The organism is Sphingobium sp. B2D3C, from assembly GCF_025961835.1.
Classification (GTDB): domain Bacteria; phylum Pseudomonadota; class Alphaproteobacteria; order Sphingomonadales; family Sphingomonadaceae; genus Sphingobium.
The window spans coordinates 1,470,083-1,494,337 of the sequence record NZ_JAOQOK010000001.1; the positions used below are offsets into that span (position 1 = coordinate 1,470,083).

Here is a 24,255-nt window from a genome sequence, read left to right on the forward strand (position 1 = left end):
TCATGAACAGCCTCAGCAGCGCCGTGAGCGCGCTCCTGCGCGATGTCGCGCGCGACGTCGTCCTGCAGCGCTACCAGAACCTCGCCAATCACGAGGTGGAGGAAAAGACGGTCGGCGAGCTGGTGACCATTGCCGACCGCGAAGCCGAGTTGCGCCTCAATGAAGGGCTGAGCCGCATCCTGCCCGAGGCGGGCCTGGTCGGCGAAGAAGCCTGCGCGGCCGATCCCGGCCTCACGGCAAAGCTCGAAACCGGTCTCAACTGGGTGATCGATCCCATTGATGGGACAGCGAATTTCGCTTCCGGAAAGCCGCCCTTTGCCATCATGGTCGCGCTGGCCGATGCCGGCGTGATCCAGGCGGGCTGGATCCTCGATCCGCTGACCGGGCGCCTGTGCGAGGCCTCGCTCGGACAGGGGGCGTGGATCGATGGCGAACGGGTCGAGGCCAGGGAGAGCGGTGCGGATATCCCGGTTGCCGGACTGTCCGTGCTGTTCCTGAACCCCGCCGACCGGCAGGCGATGATCGACCGCGTCGAAGGCCAGTTCGCCATTGCCGACATTCCGCGCTGCGCCGGGGAACAATATCCCCGCATCGTGCTGGGCGTGCATGATCTCGCTGCGTTCGAGCGCACCTTGCCTTGGGACCACGCCCCCGGGGCGCTGTTCGTCAACGAAGCGGGTGGCCGTGTCGCGCGCCCCGATGGCTCACCCTATCGGCTGGCGGCCGATCCGGGCCGCGGCCTGCTTGCGGCGGCGTCTCCGGCTCTGTGGGATCGTGCGGCAGCGGTTCTGTACGGTTAATCAATAACCGATATAACGTGCTGTTTTATAACGATAAATGAAAGAAAAAGGGCGCCATTTGGCGCCCTTTCTTTGGCTCACCGCCAATGGTGGGCGATTGCCTTACAGCTCGCCTTCGATCCAGCCCTTAAGCGCGCTCTTGGGGGCGGCACCAACCTTGGTCGCGGCCGGCGCGCCATTCTTGAATAGGATCATCGTGGGGATGCCGCGCACGCCATAGCGAGTCGGCGCGTCGGGATGATCGTCGATATTGAGCTTGGCGATGGTCACCTTCTCGCCCAATTCCTCGCTGATTTCCTCCAGAGCGGGTCCGATCATCTTGCACGGGCCGCACCATTCCGCCCAGAAATCGACCAGAACGGGCTTGTCGGACGCAATCACGTCCTCATGGAAGCTGGCGTCGGAAATTGCCTTGGTAGCCATCGTCGAAACTCCTTCTATCGAACGTCTATCTAGGTTGCCGAAGCGTCGGCCTCAAGGTCGGTGCTGCCCAACTTGTGCTCCTGTGCCAGCAAGCCGGGCTTGTGCGCGGCAAGCAGGGCTGGCGGCAGATCGATGAGCCGGGGCGCGGCCGTGTAGAGCAGGCTGACCCGTTGCGGACGACCCGAAAAAATCTCGGCCAGCGCAGCGGCATAGGCCGCCATCTGGCGGACATGGGTTACGGGCAAATCCACTGCATTGTCAGGGACATGCCGCCCGGTCTTGAAATCAACAATATGAACGAGGTCATCCGTCACCAGCAGCCGGTCCACCGTTCCCGCGATCACCTGCCCGGCTACGACGGCCGCGATGGGCGCTTCTGCCAGCGCATCCGGGCCGAACAGTGCAGCATGGTCGGGATCGTCCAGCACGGCGCTGACATGCGCGAGCAGGTCGGTGCGCATCCCGGCGTCGGCCACGCCGGCCCGCTCCAGCCAGCGCGAGGCGGCGGCAGAGCGCTCGGCGGCGGGCAGATCCGGCAAACGCTCGAACAGCGCGTGGAGCTGCCGGCCCCGCTCTGCAGCCGCACGCATGGCGCCATCCGGCGGCGGATTGGGCACATCATCCTCGACCAGCGCGGAAGGAGACAGCGGACGCGGCGGCCGTGCTTCCTGCGGCGCCGGTGCGCGCAGCCAGGCGGGCAGCGCGGGCTCTGCGCTGCTGGCGTCTGACTCGCGTACCTTCTTGGGCTTGGCTGGGGCAAGACCCGCCGGGCCGGACCAGCGCAGGGCCTTGCCCCAGTCGGGCACCTCCGCATCGGCAGCCCCGAGCGTCCGCATCGCCAGATCGACGGCCTGATACCAGCTTTCCTTGGGCGGCTCACCCCTGGCGCGGCTGCCGAGCGATCCGGTGACGATCAGCCGCTCTTCTGCACGCGTGAGGCCGACATAGAGCAAGCGCCAATGCTCCTCCATGTCGAGCCGCTCGGCGGACTGCATGGCTTGTTCGATCGCCGGCGCGGCTTCGCCCTTGGCGGGGCGGATGAGCGGCAAGCGGGCGGCCTCGGTCACCGGCAGGCTCACGGCGTCGGCGCGCGGGCGCTGGCCGGGATCGAAGGCGGCATCGGCGAGAATGACGACGGGCGCCTCCAGCCCCTTGGCGCCATGCACGGTCATCACCCGCACCATGTCACCGCCCTCGCCCAGTTCGCGCTTGATGTCGGCATCGCCGCGATCGAACCAGTCGATGAACCGCTGCAGCGATGGATGATCGTCGGCCTCGAAGCCCAAAGCGGCATTGAGCAATTCGTCAATGGCATCGCGCGCCTCCTCGCCCAGCCGGGCGATCAGCTTGCGCCGTCCGTCCATGGCGCCGGAGAGGATGGCCTCGAGATAGCGATAGGGCGTCGTGAAATCGGCCTGCCCCAGCAGTGTGCGCAACGGGGCCTGAAGCTCCGGCGCCAATGTCGCGCGCAGGTGCCTCCATAGCGAGCCCTCGCGCGGGACGGCGCGCGCCAGCAATTCATCTTGCGTCCAGCCGATGAGCGGCGAGACCAGCAGATTGGCGAGGTTGAGATCGTCCTCGGGCTGCACCGCAAAGCGCAGGGCCGCTAGCAGATCGCGCACAGCGAGCGGGGCCTGAAGCCGCAGCCGGTCCACCCCGGCCACCGGCACGCCCGCCTCATACAGCCGCGCGACGATGAGGCGGGAGAGTGCACTGCGACTGCGGAGCAGGATCAGCACGTCGCCAGCACGCGCCGGGCGGCCTTGGGTAGCCAGCGGCGTGCCGATCATGCCCTTCACCAGCCGCGCGATCTTCTCGGCATGGCGGCGCTGATGGTCGGCTAGCCAGTCTTCCTCCCCCTCGCCGGCAGTCTCGTCGGCCTCGCCCTCCTCGTCGCTCTCGCTTGGCAGCAATGATGTCGGCGGGAGGAGCAGTACCTCGCCCGGGTGCTGGCGGGCGGCCTGATGCGGCGCGGAAGACGTCTCCAGCCCGAGGCGATCATGCCCCACCGCGTCCAGCACGGCATCGACGACATCGAGCACCGCCGGCATGGAGCGGAAGCTGCGGGCCAAGGGCAATTCGGCGAACGGGTGGCCCACTCGCTCCGTCGCCTCGCGGAAACGCTGCAGGGCGCTGGAAAAGGCCTCTGGGCTGGTGCCCTGAAAGCCGAAGATCGCCTGCTTGGTATCCCCCACCACGAACAGGGTGCGCAGCCGCGCCTGCTCGTCGGGCTCGACCTCAAGGAATTCCTCGACGATGGACCAGACGATGTCCCACTGCGCGTCGTTGGTATCCTGCGCCTCGTCCACGAGGATATGGTCGACCTGCTGATCGAGCTTGTAGCGGATCCAGTCCGCCATGCCCGGCTGGGTGAGCAACGCACTCGCGCGGCCGATCAGATCATCGAAATCGACAGCGCCAGCCTGTCGCTTGGCCTTGGCATAGGCCCGCGCATAAGCACGGCCCGCCGTCAGTCCCTGCGCCGCCGTGCGCGCGAAGGCGGCTTGCTTGCGCAGATCGAGCAGGGCCTTGATCGCCGCGCCGCACGCGCTGGCGAGATCGACATAATCCGGCTCCGCCTCAAGCAGGTTCTTGTTGGCGCGGTTCTTGACCTCGCCGTCCTTGGTGAGCAGCACGCCGAGCAGGTCCGCCAGCCCCTCGGGGCGCTGGGCCTCCGAGCCGCTCAGCCAAGCCGCGATTATGTCGGCGCAGGCAAGGCCGGATTTGGCACCCCATGCACCATTGGCCCTAGCGACGGCCTGCAACGCGGCCACCGGAAACACGCCCTCGGCGCAGCGATCCGCCAGATGCGCATCGATGTCGCCATCCGGCAGGTCGAGGAAGGCAAGGAGGAATCCCGCCAGATCTTCCGGCAACATCTCCAGCAGTTGCGCCGCGGGTACGCAGCGCGCGAGATAGGCCTGCGTGCCTTCCTCGCCAAGCCGTAAGGCGAGCATCTCCAGCGCCGCCAGCACCGGATCGTCCTGCGCCTGCCCGGCCTCCTCGATCATCGCGATCAACGCGCGGCGGGCCAGCTCGCCCTGCCCGCGCTCGTCGAGCGGGCGGAACCCGGGGACCAGCCCGGCCTCCAGCGGGAAGGCGGCGAGCAGCGCCTGACAGAAGCTGTGGATGGTCTGGATGCGCAGCCCGCCGCCGGTCGCATCCAGCACGCGCGCGAACAGCAGGCGGGCGCGGGCGATCGCCTCCGGCCCCGGATCCTCGCCGAGCGCCACGAGATCGCGCGCCACATCGACCGATCGCCCCTGCACCCAGCGGGCAAGCCGGCTGTGGACGCGCTCGGCCATTTCCGCCGCGCCAGCCTTGGTGAAGGTCAGGCACAAGATGTGCTCGGGCGCGACACCGCTCAGCAGCAGCCGCAGCACGCGGGCCGACAGCACGGCGGTCTTGCCGGTGCCGGCAGAGGCACGCACCCAGCGATGAGCGGCGGGGTCCGAGGCGCTGGCCTGCTCGTGCGTCAGCCGGTTGAGTTCGCCCGCCTCAGCCATCGCCCACCTCCGGCAGCGGCTCGGCCCGCCGATCCCGCGCGAACCACTCATCCAGTCGCATGAGCTGGTCATAGTCGGTGAACACGGGTGCATCGCTGTGCGGGCGTGCGGCGAATGGTTCGTTCCCAGTCAGCCAGCGCGCCACGGCATCATCGAAGAAGCCGGCGACCATCGCGAGGAAGTCTGCCGTCACGATCCGCTTGTAGCTGCCCTTGGGGTCGGTCAACGGACGCTTGAAGCCGAAATTGCCATCCGTGCCCTTGCCGAGCTTCCAATATTCAAAGGCGCTCACATCCGATCCGGCGGTAAGACCCGCTTCCTTCGCAAACCCGCCTGCCTGCGCGATCAGCCCCAGCAAACCGAGCTGGAGCGAGAAGCCGGCCTTGACCTGCTTGACCGAGGCGGTCGCGCCGCTCTTGTAATCGACAATGGCGAGCGTGCCGTCCGCGAACCGGTCGATCCGGTCGGGCTTGCCGCGCAGGGTCACGCCTGCCCGCTCGATGCGGCCCCATTTTTCGCCGAACAGCACGTCGCGTCCCTGCCCGGCCTGATCGCGCACGGCGTTCGCCACCCAGTCCAGCGCGGCCAGCAAACGCGGCTGCCAGAGCGTCTTGAGCAGCGGATGGGCTTGCGCCTGCGCGATCATCTCTTGCGCCAGCGCGGAGAGCCGCGCGGGATCGTGCCCGCCTTCTTCCATCCAGCGCTGGAGGACATCATGCGCGCGGGTGCCGCGCCAGGCCGGGCCGGGGTCGGCATCCACGACGTCCAGCGGCGCCAGACGCAGAATGCGCGCGGCGTAGAAGGCATAGGGATCGGCCCGCAAGCGATCGACATCGGTGACGGCGATCTCGCGCGGGCGCAGGTCGGCGCGTGGGCGAGGCGCCGGCGCGCGATAGGCCGGTGCCGGAGCATCGGGCCGGTCGATGGCCCGCGCGAGCGCGATCAGCCTGTCATCTTCGACCCAGCGCGCGCCGGTCATGGCCTTGAGCCGCAGCCAGAAGCGCGAGGCGACGGTGGGCGCGGAGGCATCCCGCCGCGCGCGGGAGAGGATCACCTGCGGCGCGCCTAGCCCGTTGGCGAAATCATGTGCGGAGAGACCGATGCGATAATCCAGCCCCGGCAGGCTGAGCGCGCGGCGGATGCGCGGGGCGAGCCAAGGGTCGGGCGATGGCAGGCCGGGCCAGACGCCTTCATTGAGGCCGGCGAGGATCATCAGATCGGCCTGTTGCAGCCGCGCCTCCAGCAACCCCAGAATCTGCAGGCGCGGGTGGCCGCCCTGCGGCGGGCGCACGGCCTGCCCGCCGAGGATCTGCGCGAGCATCCCTACGAAGCCGGCACCATCCGCGCGCGCCGGCCCTTGCGACGCGGCGGCTTCCGCATCGCCCAGGCATTGCGCGGCGGCATGGCCCTGATGGCCGGCCCAGACGCGCTCCTCCGTCAGGGCCGAGGCCGCCTCGCGGACGGCGGCGAACAGGGCGGGCAGGCTCTGCTCTCCAGAAAAGGCGGCCTCGAGAGGCGCCAGCAGAGCCACGACCTGCACCCACCACGGCCGCAGCGATTCCCTCATCACCTGCTGCCGGCCGCCCTTCTCCGCGAGCAAGGCGGTGACACCGGCCAATCCCGCTGCCGGTCGGGGACCACGCAGCACCAGATCGAGGCGGCGCACGGATTCGAGCCACGCCAGCCGCTCGTCACCAGCCATCACCAGCGGATGCTTGAGCAAGGCCAGCAGCGGCACCGGCGCGAACTGTTCCGCACCGGCCTGCACGAGCGCCAGCAGCAGCGTGCCCGGCGGCAGCTGGGACAGCGGCCGGCCGGCGCTGTCGTCGGCCTCGATCCCCCAGCGGCGCAGATGCGCGGACACCCGCGTCGCCAGCGCACGATCCGGCGTCACGAGCGCGGCCGTGCGCCCTTCCGTCTCCACCGCCTCGCGCAGGGCGATGGCGATGGCCTGCGCCTCCTCGGCCGGGTTCGCCGCCTCGATGGCCCGTACATCCTTGAGCGAGCGCTGCGCCGTCGGCACATCCGGCCAGCCGCCGGTCAGCAAAGCCGGGAGCAGCGCGTTGCTGATCGCCTTGCCGCGCGCGGCGCGGGCATCATGCTCGCTGCCCCAGCGCCAGAGCGCCACCTCGGCCCGGTGGGCATCCATCCGCTCCAGCAAAAGCTTGAGCGCGAATTGCGGGTGCGACTCATTGGCGGGTGGCGGCAGATCGCGCCCCGGCTCGGGCCGCGCGACGGGGCCGATCGCATCCCATTGCTCATCCGAGAGATTCTGGTCGAGATCGGGCAGCACCACCGCACCACGCGGCAGGCCGGCGACCGTCTTGAGCAGTCCCGCCACGGCTGGCGCATTGGTGACGATACCCGCGGCAACCACGAAGCGCTCCGGCGGCATCTCGCGCCAGCGGGCCGCAACATGATCGAGCAGGCGATTGCGCCGCTCGGCCATGTCGATCAGCCCGCGCGCGGCCAGTTCCTGCTGCCACTGGGCCGCCAATGCATCGAAATCGCTGAACGCGGCTTGCCAGTGGTGCGAGAGGTCATCGGGCTGCAGCGCCTTGAGATCGGCCAGCGCCTTGCGCTCGACGGTGAGCTGATCGAAAGCGGCCGCCAGCGCCGTCGCCAGCCGCCAGCCCTCGCCCGTTTCCAGCCGCTCGCCGCGACGCGCGCGCTGATCGATCACCAGCCGGGTCAGGATCATCAGCCGCTCGGCCGGCGCGATGGCTTGCGGAATATCCGCTTCCGCCCCGATCGGGCTGAGCGCGCTGCCCAGCGCTTCGTCCAAATCGATATCACCGATGGGCACCAGCCTCGGCAGCAGCAACCCGTTGCCGGAGGCGCGCACGAACGCATCGCGCACCGCCCGCACCGCACGATTGTTCGGCAGCAATATGATCCCGCGTGCGAGCGCCAGCCCGCCATCGCGCCGGCCATGCTGGGCGAGAAGCCCGGCGGCGAGCGCATCCGAAAATGCCCGGTGAGCGGGGATGGTAAAGAGGGCCGGCGCGCGGCGCTCAGCCATCGGCCAATCCTGCCTCGACCAGCGGAATCGCCTGCGGGGTACCGACATCGAACCATTGGCCGCCATGGCTGAGGCCAAAGGCGCGGCCCTGTTCGATCGCGCGATCCCAGAAAATATTGGTCGAGAAGACCTCGCCCGGCGGATCGCGCACCAGCCGCGGCGAGAGGATTTGCACGCCGGTGAAGACGAACGGCGCCACGCGGCCGGGCTTGCGGCGGCTCAGGCGACCATTGGCCTCCATGTGGAAATCGCCAAGGCCACGATGACCGGTAGCACGGGCGTGCGGGACGAGCAGCAGCAACGCATCCATCGCATCATCATCCCAGCGGTCGGCCAGCGCACGGATGGAATCGAACGGCCCGTTGATCCACAGATTGTCGCTATTGGCGCAGAGGAAAGGTTTGTCGCCAAGCAGCGGCAGCGCCTTGACGAGGCCGCCGCCGGTTTCCAGCAACCGGGCGCGCTCGTCGGAGACCGGATAGGTCGCACCCGTCCGCCGGGCGCGCGAGTCCAGATGCGCCTCGATGGGCGCGGCGAGATAATGGACGTTGACCACCGTGCGACGGATGCCGGCATCCTCGATGCGGTCCAGCGCATGATCCATGAGCGGCTGGCCGGCGACGCGGATCAGCGGCTTGGGTCGTGTGGCCGTGAGCGGACGCATCCGCTTGCCGAGGCCAGCGGCCATCAGCATCGCCGTCTCAAGCGTGGTGCTCATTGCGCGGATTGCCCCGCAGCCAGTTGGCCCCGCGCCGAGGCCGGCACATTCTCCGCGAACCAGTCGGCCACCGGCGCGAGCGCGGGATGAGCAAGATCGCGCTCCAGCAGCCCCCACATGCGCGGCAGGAAATCGAGATAGCGCGGCTTGCCATCGCGCTTCCACAGGCGCGTGAAAATGCCGATGATCTTGGCATTGCGCTGGGCACCCAGCACGGCATAAGCCGCCTCGAATTCCGGCGAAACCTTCGCGCGCGCCTGATAATGCGCCAGCATCGCCTGCTCCACGGCCGGGCTCACATCGCGCCGGGCATCCTGCAGGAGCGAGACGAGGTCATAGGCCGGGTGGCCGGCCAGCGCGTCCTGAAAGTCCAGCAGACCAAGCCCGCGCGAGCGCGCATGGTCCCGCAGCAGCATGATGTTCTCGGCATGATAATCGCGCAGCACTGTCACCACTGGCGCGACATCCTGCTCGGCGATCGGGAGCACCTTGTCCCACGCTGCGGTGTAGCCCGCCGCATCGACCGCAAGCCCTGCCGCCGGAGCGAACCATTCGGTCAACAGCGCTGCCTCGCGCTGGTAGACGGCGCGGTCATAAGGCGCGAGGCCACTCTGGGCCGGCTGCTCATGAAGATCGACGAGAAGGTCCACGGCGCGGGTGTAGATCGCCATTTCCTCGGCCGGCGCGGCATCCAGATGCTCGCGCACCCGCGCATCGCCGAAATCCTCGAGCAGAACGAGGCCCTGCGTCAGATCCCGCGCCAATATGGCGGGCGCCGCGAATCCGTTTTCACACAGCCACTCGCCCACGCTGATGAACGGGCGCGGATCTTCATGCGGCGGCGGGGCATCCATCAAAATGGCGCGGCGGTCACCCTCGACCACGCGGAAATAGCGCCGGAACGAGGCGTCACCGGCAAGCGGCAGGATTTCCGCCCCTGCCCATCCGGCTTGATCGAGAAACGGGCGCGCGCTTAGCGGTGGGATCATGTGACTGGCCATCGGCTCTCCCAAACGCGCGGCACCCGCGCTGTCAAGCGGCGCGTGCCGTCCGCCAAAATGTCGATCTGCAAGGCAAGGGCAATGGCATCGTAGCGCCCGACCAGACGGTCGGGCCATTCGATCGCCAGCGCACCACCTTCGAGCCATTCGTCCAGCCCGAGTTCGCCGAGATCGCCCGTGTCCTCGATACGATAGAGATCGACATGGCCGACCGGCAGACGCGTCTCCGGCGGCTCATAGCCCTGCAGGATAGCGAAGGTCGGGCTTGGCACATCGCCTTCATGCCCAAGGCCCCTGAGCAGGCCGCGCGCGAGCGTCGTCTTGCCGGCGCCCAGCCCGCCGGTGAGCGTGATCACATCGCCGGGCCGGAGCTTTGCGCCCAAGGCTGCGCCGAAATTGGCAAGCGCGTCTGCCGAGGAGAAGGCAAGGGTATGACCGGACACGCCATCATTCTCCCCGCGGCAGAGTGAGGGTAACGCTGGTCCCCTGCCCCGGCTCGGAGACGAGATCGACGCTGCCGCCATGCGCTTCCACGAACTGGCGCACCAAGGGCAATCCGAGCCCTTGATTGGCACCATCGCCATGGCGCCCGAACCGCACGAAAACGTCGAACAGATGCGCCTGTGTCTTGGCATCGATGCCCGGGCCGTCATCGGACACGATGATCCGCACCACGTCCGGCGCGGGCTGTACGTGCACAAGCACCCGCCCGCCCCGGCTCACGAAACTCACTCCATTATCCACCACATGGGCGAGGGCCTGCCGCAGCCGCCGCTCGTCGCCCGACACGGTGCCCGGCTCCTGCTCGAACGACATGTCGACCGTCACGTCGCGCGAGTCCGCCTTGTCGCTCAGGCCCTCGACCACCTGCCGCACCATCGCGGCCACATCTATATCGCGCCTATCGATGGGCAGGCCGCCCGCTGCGCCCTGCGTCAGATCCAGCACATTGTCGATCAGTCGCGTCAGTCGCGTCGTCGCCGTCATGATGGCATTCACGTAGTCACGCGACTGGGCGCTCAATTCGCCCGCATAGCCGGCCTCCATCATCTCGGCGAAGCCGACGATGGAGGTGAGCGGCGTGCGCAATTCATAGCTCATGTTGGAGACAAACGCGGTCTTCACCCGGTCGGCGTCCTCCAGCGCCTCATTGCGATCCCGCAGGGCCTGCTCGATGTGGCGGCTGTCGGTGGTGTCGAGCATGGTGAACAGCGCGTTGCCGTCCGGCAGCGGGATGGCCGCAAATTCGAAGAAGCGCCCGTCGGCAAAGGCGATGCGCCCGCCGCGCTGGCGGCGCTCCATCGTCGCGGCCCGAATGAGCTGGTGGACAAGACCTGCCTGTTCGGGTCGCGCCAGGCGATCCGCCAGCGCCGACATGAGTTCATCGACGCGCGGATGCGCCGCCATGGTCGTGTCGGGCACCGACCAGATCTTGGTGAAGCGGCTGTTCCATAGATGCAGACGACCGTCGGAGGCAAACACGGCAATCGCCTCGAACAGATTGTCGAGCGTGGCCGTGCGCACCCGCAGCAGCGTATCGCGCGCGGAGGCCAGCTGGACATGCTCCGTGCGGTCCTCGAAGATGACCAGCAGGCCGCCATCGGGCAGCGGCTGGGCGTAAACACGCAGATGCACGCCATCACGCAGGCGCCACTGCTCCTCATGGGCGGAGGGCGAGAGGAACCAGTTGCGGCGCTCCTGCCGCCATGCGCGGAAATCCGGCGTGTCGGGCACCTGCCCGCTGTCCCGCATGGCATCCAGCACGCGGTCAAAATGGGTATCGAACGCCGCTGTCTCCGGCGTCAGGCCGAACAGGCTGAGGAAGGGCTGATTGCAGAACTGCAGCAGTTGATTGGCGCCGAACTGGACGACGCCGGCCGACAGCCTGTCCAGCATGTCCCGGTTCGCCTGCGAGAGGTGGCGCAGTTCTGCCCGCACCTCCTCCAGCTCCTGCATGTCGATGGCGTAACCTGCAACGCCCGAGGGGCCAAGCGGGACATCGACGACCTTCATCAACCGGCGCTTGCCATCGATGGTGACCGGCAGCATCCGGGCGGTCGGAGCCTTGCGCGCGGCGGCATTGGCGGCGGATGCGCGCGGGGAAATGCCATCGACTGCTTCGACAAGCTCAATGCCTTGCTCGATCACATCCTGCGCGGATTTTCCGTCCACCGCCTTCACATAGGCGCTGTTGACCAGGCTGATCTGATGATCGGCGCCGCGATGCCAGACCGGCATGGGCGCGGCCTCGATCACGCCCGAGAGCGCGTCGAGCGCCTGGCGATATTGCCCGACCTGCCCGCGCAACTCCTGGATTTGCGCGAAGCTGTCGGTCGCGTCGAAGACCCAGAGCACCACCGTGCCGGCCTTGCCGAGCCGCGTGCCGACAGGGCCGCCGCGCACCAGCAGCATCCGGTCCGACCCGTTGACCCGCACCGGCAGCGTGAAGGGTCGGCCGCCCTGCTGCGCCGCTGCGATCTCCGCCGCGAGCGCGCGGGCATGATCCGGCTCCAGGCCGCCATCTGCATCCAGCAGCGCACCGAGATCGGTGGGCGCTGCCTCACGGCCGAGCCATACGGCGAGCCTGTCCGGCGCATCCAGCTTGCCATCGGGCCGAACGAGCAGGGGCACGGCGGGCGCGGAATTCAGCAGATCGACCAGTTGCCCGGCGTGCGTGCGCGCCAGCGCCGCCTTGCGCCGCATCGAGAGGCCGGTGAACAGCGCCCAGACCGCCAGCACCAGCCACACGGCCAGCACGGCACCCACGATCAGCGGAAAGAACGGGACATTGGCAATCACGGGAATGGATTACGGGCCAATCCACCCTGAGACAAGGTCGGCTTGCGCCTTCTTTGGCGTTGGCCGGCAAGAAACGGAACCGGCGCCCTCAGAGCGCCGGGCCGTCCTTCGTCACCGTCCAGGTCTGGCCCTGGCTCACCAGCTTCTGCAGGTCCGGCGTCTTACCCTTGGCCAGTAGCGCGTTCTGCTCCACCACCGCCTGCTCGAAGCTCGCCTTGGGGGCATCGTAGAGCACGCCCAGCGCCATCGGGAACAGGCCGAAGGGCATTTCCACCAGCATGTGCGCAACGGCGCGGTTGGTGACGTCATGGACAATCACGCCGGCTGCCTGCCAGTCGCCGTCGACCACATCCACGACCTTGAGCGTCAGCGCCTCGCGGTCGAGCGCGATGCCCTTAGCGCCCTTATCGAAAAGCAACGGCTTGCCATGCTCCACCCAGAGCTGGCCGACATCGGCATTCTTCTTCTCGGTGAAGTCGGCGAACACATCCTTGTTGTACACGATGCAGTTCTGGAAAATTTCCACGAACGCCGCACCCTTGTGCTCATAGGCGGCCTTGAGCACGTCCGGCAGCTGCTTGGACACGTCATAGGCCCGCGCGATGAACCGGGCACCCGAGCCGAGCGCGAAGGCGCAGGGCCGGGCCGGATGGTCGACCGAACCGAAGGGCGTGGACGGGCTCTTGGTCCCCTCCCGGCTGGTCGGCGAATATTGCCCCTTGGTGAGGCCGTAGATCTCGTTGTTGAACAGCAGGATCTGGCAATCGAGGTTGCGACGCAGGATGTGCATCGTGTGGTTGCCGCCGATGGAGAGGCCGTCGCCGTCGCCGGTGACGATCCACACGTCCAGCTCGGGATTGGCCAGCTTCACGCCCGTCGCCACCGCGGGCGCGCGGCCGTGGATGGTGTGGAAGCCATAGCTCTCGACATAATAAGGGAAGCGCGATGAGCAGCCGATGCCCGAGACGAACACGGTGTTCTTGGGGTCCGCGCCCAATTGCGGCAACGTGCGCTGCACGGCCTTGAGGATGGCATAGTCACCGCAACCGGGGCACCAGCGCACCTCCTGATCGGTCTCCCAGTCCTTGAGGCTGGTCTCGACGCGCGGCTTGGTCAATGTGGTCATGTCGTTCATGCGAGCATCCCCTCGATGGCCGCCTCGATTTCCGCGATGCGGAAGGGCTGACCCGAGATCTTGTTGAGCGGGCGGGCATCCAGCAGATACTGGTCGCGCAGCACGGTCTTGAGCTGACCGGTGTTCATCTCCGGCACGAGGATCTTCTCGTAGCCAGCGAGCAGCTCACCCAGATTTTCCGGCAGCGGCCAGATATGGCGGATGTGGATGTGCGAGACATCCAGCCCCTTGCGCCGGGCGCGCCGGACCGCCTGATGGATCGGGCCGTAGGTGGAGCCCCAGCCGACGACGACGAGCTTGCCGCTCTCCTCGCCCAGCGACACCTCCTGCCGCACGCCCTTGGCGATGCCCAGCACCTTGCCGCGGCGCAGTTCGGTCATCGCCTGGTGGTTGGCCGGCGCATAATTGATGTGGCCGGTGTTCACTTCCTTCTCGATGCCGCCGATGCGGTGCATGAGATCGGGCGTGCCCGGCTTGATCCACGGCCGCGCCAGCTTCTCATTGCGGGCATAAGGCTTGAGGCCGCCTTCCGGCACCGCATCCTGAAACTTCACCGGGAACGGCGTGTAGCCGCTCATATCCGGCACCTTCCACGGCTCGGCGGCATTGGCGATATAGCCGTCGGTCAGCAGCATCACCGGCGTCATATATTCGATGGCGATCCGGCAGGCCTCGATGGCGCAATCGAACGCATCGGCGGGCGAGCGCGCGGCAATGACCGGCATCGGCGCGTCGCCATTGCGGCCGTAGACGGCCTGATAGAGGTCGGATTGCTCGGTCTTGGTCGGCAGGCCCGTGGACGGACCGCCACGCTGTGAGTTCACGATCACCAGCGGCAGCTCGGTCATGATCGCAAGGCCCATCGCCTCGCCCTTGAGCGCGATGCCGGGGCCGGACGAGCTGGTGACGCCCAGCGAACCGGCATAGCTCGCGCCAATCGCGCTGGCGATGGCGGCGATCTCGTCCTCGGCCTGGAACGTCGTCACGCCATATTCCTTGAGGCGCGAGAGATGATGCAGGATCGAGCTGGCCGGGGTGATCGGGTAGCCGCCGAAGAACATCGGCAGGCTGGCCAGCTGCGCACCGGCCACGAGGCCGAGCGAGATCGCCTCGGCGCCCGTCACCGTGCGATAGAGACCCTCGGGTGCCGGCGCTGGGGCGACATGGAGCTGCTTGAGCGGCGCGGCCAGCTCGGCGGTCTCGCCATAGGCATGGCCGGCATTGAGCGCGGCGATGTTGGCATCGGCAATTTCCGGCGCCTTGGCGAACTTGGCCTTCAGCCAGTCGATGATCGGCTGGCGGCTGCGATCGAACATCCACAGCGCCAGGCCCAGCGTCCACATGTTCTTGGAGCGCAGCGCTTCCTTGTTGCCAAGGCCGAAGGGCTTCACGCTTTCCAGGGTCAGCGCGGAGATATCGAACGCGAGCACCTGCCAGCGCGCCAGCGAGCCATCCTCCAGGGGATTGCTCTCATATTTCGCCTTGGCAAGATTGCGCTCGTTGAACTCGCCGGTGTCGGCGATGATGAGGCCGCCGGGCTTCAAATCCACGACATTGGTCTTGAGCGCGGCCGGGTTCATCGCGATCAGGATATCGGGCGCATCGCCCGCCGTCGTGATCTCGGACGAGCCGAAATTGATCTGGAACGCCGAAACGCCGAACAGCGTGCCTTGCGGCGCCCGGATTTCCGCCGGAAAATCGGGGAAGGTCGCAAGGTCATTGCCTGCCAGTGCGGTGGACAGGGTAAACTGCCCGCCGGTGAGCTGCATGCCATCGCCACTGTCTCCCGCAAAACGGACGACAACGGCTTCGGGCGCAGCCTCTTCGCTGCTGTGAGTTATGGTCGATGTGGGTGCGGCAGATGCCATGCTCAGACTCTAGTAATGCAGTGGTTGCATCGCCCCTAGTCCGTCGAGCCCAGCCGAGCAAAGTAGAAAAGCTGCGCGCGACAGAGCATTGCCTTTTTCTCTCCGGCTTGCCATCGCGGCCGTGAACTTCTTTTAACGGATGAAATCGCGACCTCGTCATGACCAAGATCGACCCCGCCTCTCTCCCCTACCGCCCCTGCGTCGGCATCATGCTGGCGAACCGTCAGGGCGAGGTGTTCGTGGGCCAGCGACTCGATTCCAAGGAGGGCGATGCCTGGCAGATGCCGCAGGGCGGCATCGACAAGGGCGAGACGGCTGAGCAGGCGCTGCTGCGCGAACTGGGCGAGGAAACCGGCATTGCGGCCGATCTCGTCGACATCATCGCCCGCTCGACCGAAGAGCATCTTTACGATCTGCCCGAAGAGCTGATGGGCCGGCTGTGGGGCGGCAAATATCGCGGCCAGACGCAACGCTGGTTCCTGCTGCGCTTCAAGGGCGAGGATAGCGATATCGACATTGCCACCGAGCATCAGGAATTCATGGCGTGGCAGTGGGTCACGTCCGACCGACTGGTGGATCTGATCGTGCCGTTCAAGCGCCCTGTCTATCGCGCCGTCGTGCAGGAATTTGCGCACCTGCTCTAAAAATCGGGGCCGGCAGGCACGCCCGCACCGTCCCATCCTGAAACAACTGCAGCACGCGCCCGCCGCCTGCGATTGCGCATGGTTAACGCGATCCTTACCTTTGCATCTCGCCCGTCGGACTCGCGATGCACAGGACCAGAGATGCGCAAGATCGCCCGCCTCTTCACCATCCGCACCAAGTTCGAGGCCTATCTGGCGATCTTCGGCGTCGCCATGGGCGCGACCGCACGCGGCGCCCATTATCTTGAGGTTTACCCCGGCTTTCCGGGCTATCTGCTCTACGCCAGCTGTTGCGGCGCGGTGATGATCGTGGGCGGCCTGATGATCGATGGCGTGACCCTCAAGCAGACTTATTGCCACTGACGCCAAGGCGCACCCAGTTCGCCCATGTCTTGCGCTCGATTGTTGAACCGTGAATAGGTTTGCGATCCGCCTCCCATGGATCACGAAAGACCTGCGATGATCTCAGCAAGCCAGACCCGCGCCCTCCTCGCGCGCTATTATGACGCCTTCAATGCCGGCGATGCCGAGACCATGCTGGCCTGCCTCGCCGACGATGTGGTGCATGATATCAATCAGGGCGAACGGGAATCCGGTAAGGACGCCTTCCGCGCCTTTCTGGGCCGGATGGACCGCGCCTATCGCGAGCGCCTCGCCGACATCGCGCTGATGGTGAATGAGGATGGCAGTCGCGCCGCGGCGGAATTCGTCGTCCATGGTGAGTATCTCGTCGGCGAGGACGGCCTGCCTCCCGCGCATGGCCAAAGCTATGTGCTGCCGGCCGCGGCCTTTTTCGAGGTGCGGGACGAGCTGATCCGCCGTGTCACCGTCTACTATAATCTCGCCGACTGGATCGCGCAGGTCAGCCGGGAAGACGCGCCAGCGTGAGCAACCTGACCGTCGAGACGCTACGGGACCGCGAGGCACGCCATGCCGCCATCGACGATCTCGCCCGCCTGCGCATCACCGTCTTTCGCGAATGGCCCTATCTCTATGACGGCTCGGTCGATTACGAGCAGCGCTATCTGAGCGCGTTTCTCGACGGCGCCGATGCGGCGTTGGTCATCGCACGGGATGGCAGCGCCATCATCGGCGCCGCCACCGCCTCGCCCCTGAGCGGGCAGGACGAACCGCTGCAGGCGCCATTCCGCGCGCAGGGCATCGAGGTGGATCGGCTCTTCTACTTCGGCGAGTCCGTGCTGCTCGGTGCCTATCGTGGGCATGGGCTCGGCCACGCCTTTTTCGATGCGCGCGAAGCGGCCGCACGCGAGGCTGGCGCGATGGCGACCTGCTTTTGCGGCGTCATTCGCCCTGCCGATCATCCGCTCCGCCCCGCTGAGGCCCGCGACCTTGGCCCATTTTGGCGCAAGCGGGGCTATCAGCCGCTGGAGGGCGTCATAGCGGAATATCGCTGGAAAGACATCGACCAGACGGACGAGACCAGCCACCCGATGCAGTTCTGGTCCCGCAACCTGTAGCGCCTAGAACAGCTTGCGGAAGCTCAGCCGGACGGTGCGGCCCAGCGGATCGATGAAGGCGGGCTGATAGGCGAAGGGCACCGCGCCATTGCCATCCGTGACGCGCTGGCGTGCATCGAAGACATTCTCGACCCCCAGCTGGAGCCGCGCGCCGCGCAGGAACGAGGCTTTCTCGATCAGGCCGGGCATCTGATTGAAGTTCACGAACGCCCGCACGTCCACCTTGGCCAGCGCACCGAAGCGCAGCTGGCTGGCCGGCAGCCCTGCGGTGCCATTGACGCGCGAGGGGCTGCGCCAGCTGCCGGTCAGCCGCAGACCGTAGCCGCTCTGCGAGATCCCGGTGCGCAGCTCGATCAGATGCCGCGACGGCCCGCTGGTGTCGCCCAGCGTATCGCCGTCCAGCAGATCAAGCACGGGCAGGCTCGGGGCCAATTGCGTGGTGTTGGTCAGCGCCCATTCGTGATGGATGGAGAAATCGACACGTCCGCCGCCGCCTGCGCCGCCCCGTCCACCGGGGCCACCGGGACCAAAGCCGCCCGGCCGGGGACCGGGTCCAGCGCCCGGAGGGGGTCCATCCGCGCCAGGTGGCGTCTCGGCTCCGGCCTGTCCGTCTCTGCCCGGCCGATCCGTACCACCCGTCTCCCCGCGCGCGGCCCGCTCGGCCTGCCGCCGCTGGAAGGCAGCCCGCATGGCATCGATCTGGCTCTGCGGGGTGGCAAGGCGCTTGCTGAAGCTGAAACCCCAACGGAGCACTTCCCGCGTCTGCTCGGCAATGTTGATCGGGCGCAGGTCCACCTGTGTGAGGCGGCCGCTTTCATCGCGCAGGAACCGCTCCGGGAAAGCGCCGATCGTGTCCGCCGTCACGCCCGGAAAGGCCGACACCCCACCCTGGGTCGCGCGGTGATTGTAGGATATGTCGAACCGCAGGCGCGGCTCGCGCAGAACCGAGATTTCGGCTCCGAGCCGGAATGTCTTCACCCGCGCCTTGTCGAGATCGGGATTGCCGCCCGTGATCGTCGTCACCAGCACGGATTCGCCGCGCGCGAAATCGAAGATCGGCACGAAGGGCGTAAAGGTCTGCGCATCGCCGATCTGAGCCACCGTCGCGGCGGAGTCTTCATCGCTGTAACCGGCCGAGAGGGACAGGAAGCCGAGAGGCGACCAGTTGAGACCCAGCCCGAAGTTCCGCAACGTGCCGGCATCCGAATAATGATCGAGCCCGAGCGTGGCATTGGCGGACATGCGCCCGATGCCCGACGAGGCGGGCACGAGGGGAATATCCACGGTGAGCGACCCGGTCGCACTGTCCCGTCCAAGGTCGCGAACCGAGGGGACCAGATCGCGCTCACGCATATTCTCGATCCGCGTGAGCGCGCCGCCCAGCTTCATCGTGGCCATGACCTCGCCGGCCGGCAACCTGAACAGCGGCCGGTTATGGATGAAGGTGATGTCCGCCGTGTCCGAGGTGCTGCGTGTGAGGTCCGCAGCGCGCGCGTTGAGAAAGGCGGCATCGATCGGCAGGCTAGGGTCGGCCGCCGCATCGCCTGCCGCCAGCGCGTCGGCATAATCTGTGAGATCGAACGGGCGGCCCGTGATGACGCGGCTCTCGGCACGCGCATAATTGGCGGTCAGCGTCCATTGCCCCGTGCTGCGCTCGGCATTGACGGTGAGGCCGACCGTGCCGGTCTGGCTCTTGGAGGCGCGCCCCAGAGCGCTGGCACCCGCCAGTTGCGGGTAGAACAGCACATCGTCCGCGCCCGGCGCGTAAGGCGTTCCGGCGGGAATCGTCACGCCCGGCAGGGTAAGGCCAACGAGGCTGTCCCGCCGATTGGTGACCAGCTCGCCGCTCAGTGTCGCCTTGGTGCGTTCGCCCAGAGGGCGGCTATAGCTGGCATTGAGCGTCAGCGTCTCCTGCGCGGCCTGGAGACTGCGCGCCGGGCTCTCTGCACGGTCCAGCCCGCGATCGCTCTCCAGAATCGGATCGATGCTCTCATGCTCGGCACTGATGTTCACCCGCTGGCTGTTGCGGATCAGGAAGAGCCCGCCCTCCAGCTCCAGCGAAGCGCCATCGCCCGCGGTCGGCACCCGGCCGTCGACCTCAGCCGTGACCGCGCGGAAGCGCTGGCGCAAGACGATGTTCATCACCTTCTGGTCGGCGCCGTAACCATAGCGAAGGCCAACCTCTTCCGGCAGGATGTCGATCCGCGCGATGGCTTCGGCCGGCAGGCGGGCGATCTCGCGGAAGCCGGAAATGCGGTGCCCTTCGAGCAATGTCACCGGCGGCTTTCCGCTCGCGCTCTGCAGCTCAGGACCGAGTTCGGTCAGCAGGTCGCTGATCGTGCTGACGCCCAGGGCCCGGATGTCCGCTGGGCGCAGCTGCAACTCAGGGGTGGCATTGCCGATGACCGCGCCCCGCTCGCGCTGACCGCTGACCACGATCTCCTCGATATCCGTCCCCACGCCCTCATCGAGGTGGGTATCCGCTTCTTGCGCTCCCGCTACGGGCATCAGGGCAAAGGACGAGGTCGCCAGGAACAGAGCGGCGGCAGTGCGTCGGTTGGCGGGCATAGAAACCTTCAGAACGAGGGAGAGCCGAGGCTCGACCGGATGGGGGTGGCAAACAGCGAAACGGGTTCATTTCTGGCCTGTCCGCCAAGACCGCATTGCAAAATGCCGCCGCCGCCTTCAATCCTGCAATTTGTACTAAAATGTCACCCTGCCCGTAGCGGGGATGGCACAGCATATGAGGAGAGGCGCGCAATGACTTTGCCGATCGAAGACAGGCTCGGCCTGCAGGATCTTATCGCCAACTATAGCTGGGCGCTGGATACCGGCGATGTCGATGGGCTGGTCGCCTGCTTCACACCCGATGCGCGCATGGTGGAAGAAGTCTTCGAAGATCCCGACATCTGGGAGGGCCATGAGGGCATTCGCGGCATTGCCGAGCATTATCGCAATGCGCCGGGCTTTCCGGGCCGGCAGCATCATGTCACCCAGACGCAGTTCTTGCCGCAGCCGGACGGATCGGTAAAGATGCGTTCCTTCGCCTTCGTGACCGAATGCGAGGGCGAGCCGCCCTATCTGCTGCGCTTCGCCGGCTGGTATGACGACCATGCCGTGAAGGGCGCGGACGGGGGCTGGCTGTTCCATCGCCGCACCGTGCGCCTTTGGGATGGCGAAGTGTTGAAGAACTTCCCCGGCAAGGGCGAATGGGTGCCCCGCAAGCGCCCGGAATCGCTGATCATCAAGCGGTAAGCCCGCCCGTCACCCCGGCTTCGTGCCGACCAGGGCCAGCACACGGTCGGCATAGTCCGGGCGGCAGATCAGCAGATCGGGCATGTAGACATCGGCCTGATTGTAGCGCAGCGGCGTCCCGTCGATGCGCGAGCAATGCAAACCATGGGCCAGCGCGACGGCGACCGGTGCGCAACTGTCCCACTCGTATTGGCCGCCGCTGTGCAGGTAGATATCCGCCGCGCCGCGCACGACCGCCATGGCCTTGGCGCCGGCCGAGCCCATCGGGACCAGCTCGGCACCCAGCGCCTGCGCGACCGACAGCGCCTCGGGCGCCGGGCGAGTGCGGCTGACGACCATGCGCGGTGTCGGAGGCGATGGCGGCACATCGATCGGCCGGTCCGAGCGCATCACCAGTCCCACATCCGGCAGGGCGACGGCGCCAAGGGTGGCCACGCCATCTACGGCGAGCGCGACATGGACCGCCCAGTCCGCCCGCGCCTCGCCATATTCGCGCGTGCCATCGACCGGATCGACGATCCAGACGCGGGACTTGGCGAGCCGATCCTTTGTGTCACGGCTCTCTTCGGAGAGCAGGCCGTCGTCCGGTCGCTCGCACCGGAGCGCCTCGCACAGATAGGCATTGGCGAGGGCATCGCCCTCATCGCCGAGCGCCTTTCCGTCGAAGCGCGCTTCATCCCGCAAGGCGAGCAGCCGCCGGCCCGCTTCCTCCGCGAGGTGCGCGGCCAGCTCTGCGTCCGTCACAGATCCGGGCTCCACACGCCCACGATGCGCTCGACGATGAGGTCCGCCGCCTGCTCGGGCGTGAGGGCCTGGGTGTCGATGCGGATTTCCGGCTTCTCGGGCGCTTCATAGGGACTGTCGATCCCGGTGAAGTTCTTGAGCTCGCCGGCACGGGCCTTCTTGTAGAGGCCCTTGACGTCCCGGCGCTCCGCCTCGGCCAGCGGGGTGTCCACGAACACCTCGATGAACTCGCCCGCCGGCAACATCGCGCGGACCATGTCCCGCTCGGCGCGGAAGGGCGAGATGAAGGCGGTGATCACGATCAGACCGGCATCGGCCATCAGCTTGGTGACCTCACCGACGCGGCGGATATTCTCGATCCGGTCGGCCTCGGTAAAGCCCAGATCCTTGTTTAGGCCATGGCGGACATTGTCGCCATCGAGCAGGAAGCTGTGGCGGCCCAGCGCGAACAGCTTCTTCTCGACGATGTTGGCGATGGTCGACTTGCCCGAGCCGGACAGGCCGGTGAACCACAGCACCGCAGGCTGCTGGCCCTTCTGCGCCGCATGGGCCTCGCGGCTGACATCCATCGCCTGCCAGTGGACATTCTGCGCCCGCCGCAGTGAGAAGTTCAACATTCCCGCCGCAACGGTGGAATTGGTGATCTTGTCGATGAGGATGAAGCCGCCCAGCGTGCGGTTCTCGGCATAAGGCTCGAACACGATAGCCTTGTCGGTCGTCAGCTCGGCAACGCCGATGGCATTCAGCTCCAGCGTCTTGGCCGCGAGATGCTCCATGGTGTTGACGTTGACGACATATTTGGGCGGCTGGACCGTTGCGGAGACGGTCTGCGTGCCGATCTTCAGCCAATAGGCCCGGCCCGGAATCAGGGCATCGTCGGACATCCACACGACGGTGGATTCGAACTGATCGGCGGCCTGCGGCGGATTTTCGGCGGACGCGATCACGTCGCCCCGCGAGCAGTCGACCTCATCGGCAAAGCAGAGCGTCACCGACTGGCCGGCAACGGCTTCGTCCAGATCGCCATCCAGCGTGACGATGCGCGTGACCGTGCTGGTCTTGCCCGAGGGGAGCACGCGGATGGCATCACCCGGCTTGATCGCGCCGCTGGCGACCAGGCCCGAGAAACCGCGGAAATCCAGGTTCGGCCGATTGACCCATTGCACCGGCATGCGGAACGGACGGGCCTGATCGGCGCTGTTATCAACCTCGACCGTTTCCAGATAATCGACCAGCGTCGGCCCCTGATACCAGGGCGTGTTGGCCGAGAGGGTCGTGATGTTGTCGCCCTTGAAGCCGGAGATCGGCATGGGCACGAACTGCTCGATGCCGATTTCCTTGGCGAAAGCACCATAATCCGCGACGATCTTGTCGAACACGGCGCGGTCGTAACCGACCAGATCCATTTTGTTCACGGCAAGCACGATGTGGCGGATGCCGACAAGCTGCGCGAGATAGCTATGCCGCCGCGTCTGGGTCAGCACGCCCTTGCGCGCGTCGATGAGGATCACGGCGAGGTCGGCCGTGGAAGCACCCGTCACCATGTTGCGGGTATATTGCTCATGGCCCGGCGTGTCGGCGACGATGAACTTGCGCTTTTCCGTCGTGAAGAAGCGGTAGGCGACATCGATGGTGATGCCCTGCTCGCGCTCGGCGGCGAGACCATCCACCAGCAGCGCGAAGTCGATCTCCTGCCCCTGCGTGCCGACGCGCTTGCTGTCGGCCTCCAGCGCGGCAAGCTGATCCTCGAAGATCATCTTGCTGTCGTAGAGCAGCCGCCCGATCAGGGTCGACTTGCCGTCGTCCACGCTGCCGCAGGTGATGAAGCGCAGCAGCGACTTGTGCTGATGCTGCTCCAGATAGGCATCGATATCCTGCGCGATGAGGGCATCGGTCTGGTAGACCGGCGTCTCGAGGGTGGCGTCAGCCATCAGAAATAGCCCTCCTGCTTCTTCTTCTCCATGCTCGCGGCACCGCCATCCTTGTCGATGATGCGGCCCTGCCGCTCGCTGGTGGTGGTGAGCAGCATTTCCTGAATAACCTCGGACAGCGTGCTCGCCTCGCTCTCGACCGCGCCGGTGAGCGGATAGCAGCCCAATGTGCGGAAGCGGATCGAGCGCATCACCGGTTCCTCGCCGGGAAGCAGCGGGAAGCGCTCGTCATCGACCATCAGCAGCATCCCGTCCCGCTCCACGGTCGGGCGCGGCTGCGCAAAGTAGAGCGGCACGATGGGGATGCGATTGAGTTGGATATATTGCCAGATGTCCAGCTCGGTCCAGTTGCTGATCGGGAAGACGCGGATACTCTCGCCCTTGGCCTTCTTCGCATTGTAGAGGTTCCACAACTCCGGGCGCTGGTTCTTGGGGTCCCAGCCATGGCTGGCGGTGCGGAAGGAGAAGATGCGCTCCTTGGCGCGGCTCTTTTCCTCATCGCGACGCGCGCCGCCGAAGGCGACGTCGAAGCCGTAGAGATTGAGCGCCTGCTTGAGGCCCTCGGTCTTCCACATGTCCGTGTGCAGCGGGCCATGATCGAACGGGTTGATGCCCCGCTCCTTGGCCTCGGGATTCTGGTATACGAGCAGTTCCATCCCGCTTTCTTCCGCCATGCGGTTGCGCAGCTCGTACATCGCCTTGAACTTCCAGGTCGTATCGACATGGAGTAGCGGAAAGGGCGGCGGTGAGGGATAGAAGGCCTTGCGCGCCAGATGCAGCATCACCGCGCTGTCCTTGCCCACCGAGTAGAGCATCACCGGCTTTTCCGCCTCGGCCGCCACCTCACGCATGATGTGGATGCTCTCGGCTTCGAGGCGTTCGAGATGCGTGAGCGTACGGGTCATGGAAAGTCCTGGACTGGATGGGCCGG

General features: G+C 66.7%; 19 protein-coding genes. 6 read left to right on the forward strand and 13 right to left on the reverse strand.

Going from position 1 to position 24,255, the window contains the following annotated elements; genetic code table 11:
• Positions 1–2: 2 nt before the first annotated feature.
• Positions 3–800: an inositol monophosphatase family protein gene (locus M2339_RS06825; protein WP_181559515.1), complete on the forward strand. Its 798-nt coding sequence runs from the start codon at positions 3–5 to the stop codon at positions 798–800.
• A gap of 102 nt (positions 801–902) precedes the next feature.
• Here M2339_RS06825 and trxA read toward each other — a convergent pair whose 3' ends face one another.
• The 9 genes from trxA to M2339_RS06870 form a co-directional block, all read right to left on the reverse strand.
• Positions 903–1,223, reverse strand: a complete 321-nt coding sequence (gene trxA / locus M2339_RS06830) for a thioredoxin (protein WP_181559514.1) — start codon at positions 1,221–1,223, stop codon at positions 903–905.
• A 29-nt stretch (positions 1,224–1,252) separates the two neighbouring features.
• Positions 1,253–4,729: a double-strand break repair helicase AddA gene (gene addA, locus M2339_RS06835; protein ID WP_264587101.1), complete on the reverse strand. Its 3,477-nt coding sequence runs from the start codon at positions 4,727–4,729 to the stop codon at positions 1,253–1,255.
• Positions 4,722–7,751 carry a double-strand break repair protein AddB gene (gene addB / locus M2339_RS06840; protein ID WP_264587100.1) on the reverse strand — a complete coding sequence of 1,010 codons (3,030 nt, stop codon included), beginning with the start codon at positions 7,749–7,751 and terminating at the stop codon, positions 4,722–4,724. Before addB ends, addA begins: the two co-directional genes overlap by 8 nt.
• Positions 7,744–8,469 (reverse strand): nucleotidyltransferase family protein, encoded by a 726-nt coding sequence (locus tag M2339_RS06845; protein WP_264587099.1) that lies wholly within the window; start codon positions 8,467–8,469, stop codon positions 7,744–7,746. Before M2339_RS06845 ends, addB begins: the two co-directional genes overlap by 8 nt.
• Positions 8,466–9,458 carry an aminoglycoside phosphotransferase family protein gene (locus M2339_RS06850; protein WP_264587098.1) on the reverse strand — a complete coding sequence of 331 codons (993 nt, stop codon included), beginning with the start codon at positions 9,456–9,458 and terminating at the stop codon, positions 8,466–8,468. The genes M2339_RS06845 and M2339_RS06850 overlap by 4 nt, the downstream gene beginning before the upstream one ends.
• The gene (tsaE, locus tag M2339_RS06855; RefSeq protein WP_264587097.1) at positions 9,455–9,913 is read right to left on the reverse strand and encodes a tRNA (adenosine(37)-N6)-threonylcarbamoyltransferase complex ATPase subunit type 1 TsaE; all 459 of its coding nucleotides are present in this window, start codon (positions 9,911–9,913) and stop codon (positions 9,455–9,457) included. The genes M2339_RS06850 and tsaE overlap by 4 nt, the downstream gene beginning before the upstream one ends.
• A 4-nt stretch (positions 9,914–9,917) precedes the next feature.
• On the reverse strand, positions 9,918–12,266 hold the full coding sequence (locus M2339_RS06860) for a PAS-domain containing protein (RefSeq protein ID WP_413714895.1): 2,349 nt from the start codon (positions 12,264–12,266) through the stop codon (positions 9,918–9,920).
• Positions 12,267–12,357: 91 nt separating this feature from the next.
• The gene (locus M2339_RS06865; protein ID WP_264570157.1) at positions 12,358–13,404 is read right to left on the reverse strand and encodes a 2-oxoacid:ferredoxin oxidoreductase subunit beta; all 1,047 of its coding nucleotides are present in this window, start codon (positions 13,402–13,404) and stop codon (positions 12,358–12,360) included.
• Positions 13,401–15,272 (reverse strand): 2-oxoacid:acceptor oxidoreductase subunit alpha, encoded by a 1,872-nt coding sequence (locus M2339_RS06870; RefSeq protein ID WP_264587095.1) that lies wholly within the window; start codon positions 15,270–15,272, stop codon positions 13,401–13,403. Before M2339_RS06870 ends, M2339_RS06865 begins: the two co-directional genes overlap by 4 nt.
• A 158-nt stretch (positions 15,273–15,430) precedes the next feature.
• Here M2339_RS06870 and M2339_RS06875 point away from each other — a divergent pair, with 158 nt between their 5' ends.
• The 4 genes from M2339_RS06875 to M2339_RS06890 all read left to right on the forward strand — a co-directional run bounded on the left by M2339_RS06875 (position 15,431) and on the right by M2339_RS06890 (position 17,394).
• A complete protein-coding gene (locus M2339_RS06875; RefSeq protein ID WP_181559507.1) occupies positions 15,431–15,916 on the forward strand; it encodes an RNA pyrophosphohydrolase in 486 nt (161 codons plus the stop codon).
• A 141-nt stretch (positions 15,917–16,057) separates the two neighbouring features.
• Positions 16,058–16,279, forward strand: coding sequence for a hypothetical protein (locus tag M2339_RS06880; RefSeq protein WP_264575917.1), 222 nt, complete (start codon positions 16,058–16,060; stop codon positions 16,277–16,279).
• A gap of 96 nt (positions 16,280–16,375) precedes the next feature.
• The gene (locus M2339_RS06885) at positions 16,376–16,804 is read left to right on the forward strand and encodes a ketosteroid isomerase-related protein (RefSeq protein WP_264587094.1); all 429 of its coding nucleotides are present in this window, start codon (positions 16,376–16,378) and stop codon (positions 16,802–16,804) included.
• On the forward strand, positions 16,801–17,394 hold the full coding sequence (locus M2339_RS06890) for a GNAT family N-acetyltransferase (RefSeq protein ID WP_264584929.1): 594 nt from the start codon (positions 16,801–16,803) through the stop codon (positions 17,392–17,394). Before M2339_RS06885 ends, M2339_RS06890 begins: the two co-directional genes overlap by 4 nt.
• 3 nt (positions 17,395–17,397) lie before the next feature.
• Here M2339_RS06890 and M2339_RS06895 read toward each other — a convergent pair whose 3' ends face one another.
• The gene (locus M2339_RS06895) at positions 17,398–19,962 is read right to left on the reverse strand and encodes a TonB-dependent receptor (protein WP_264587093.1); all 2,565 of its coding nucleotides are present in this window, start codon (positions 19,960–19,962) and stop codon (positions 17,398–17,400) included.
• Positions 19,963–20,154: 192 nt separating this feature from the next.
• Between M2339_RS06895 and M2339_RS06900 the strand changes: the two genes are divergently transcribed.
• Positions 20,155–20,649, forward strand: coding sequence for a nuclear transport factor 2 family protein (locus M2339_RS06900; RefSeq protein ID WP_264587092.1), 495 nt, complete (start codon positions 20,155–20,157; stop codon positions 20,647–20,649).
• A gap of 9 nt (positions 20,650–20,658) precedes the next feature.
• Here M2339_RS06900 and M2339_RS06905 read toward each other — a convergent pair whose 3' ends face one another.
• From M2339_RS06905 to cysD, 3 genes are read right to left on the reverse strand one after another with little or no spacing between them, the layout of a single operon-like run.
• On the reverse strand, positions 20,659–21,393 hold the full coding sequence (locus M2339_RS06905) for a 3'(2'),5'-bisphosphate nucleotidase CysQ (protein ID WP_264587091.1): 735 nt from the start codon (positions 21,391–21,393) through the stop codon (positions 20,659–20,661).
• The gene (gene cysN / locus M2339_RS06910) at positions 21,390–23,324 is read right to left on the reverse strand and encodes a sulfate adenylyltransferase subunit CysN (protein WP_264587090.1); all 1,935 of its coding nucleotides are present in this window, start codon (positions 23,322–23,324) and stop codon (positions 21,390–21,392) included. Before cysN ends, M2339_RS06905 begins: the two co-directional genes overlap by 4 nt.
• Positions 23,324–24,229 carry a sulfate adenylyltransferase subunit CysD gene (cysD, locus tag M2339_RS06915; protein WP_264587089.1) on the reverse strand — a complete coding sequence of 302 codons (906 nt, stop codon included), beginning with the start codon at positions 24,227–24,229 and terminating at the stop codon, positions 23,324–23,326. The genes cysN and cysD overlap by 1 nt, the downstream gene beginning before the upstream one ends.
• Positions 24,230–24,255 lie beyond the last annotated feature (26 nt).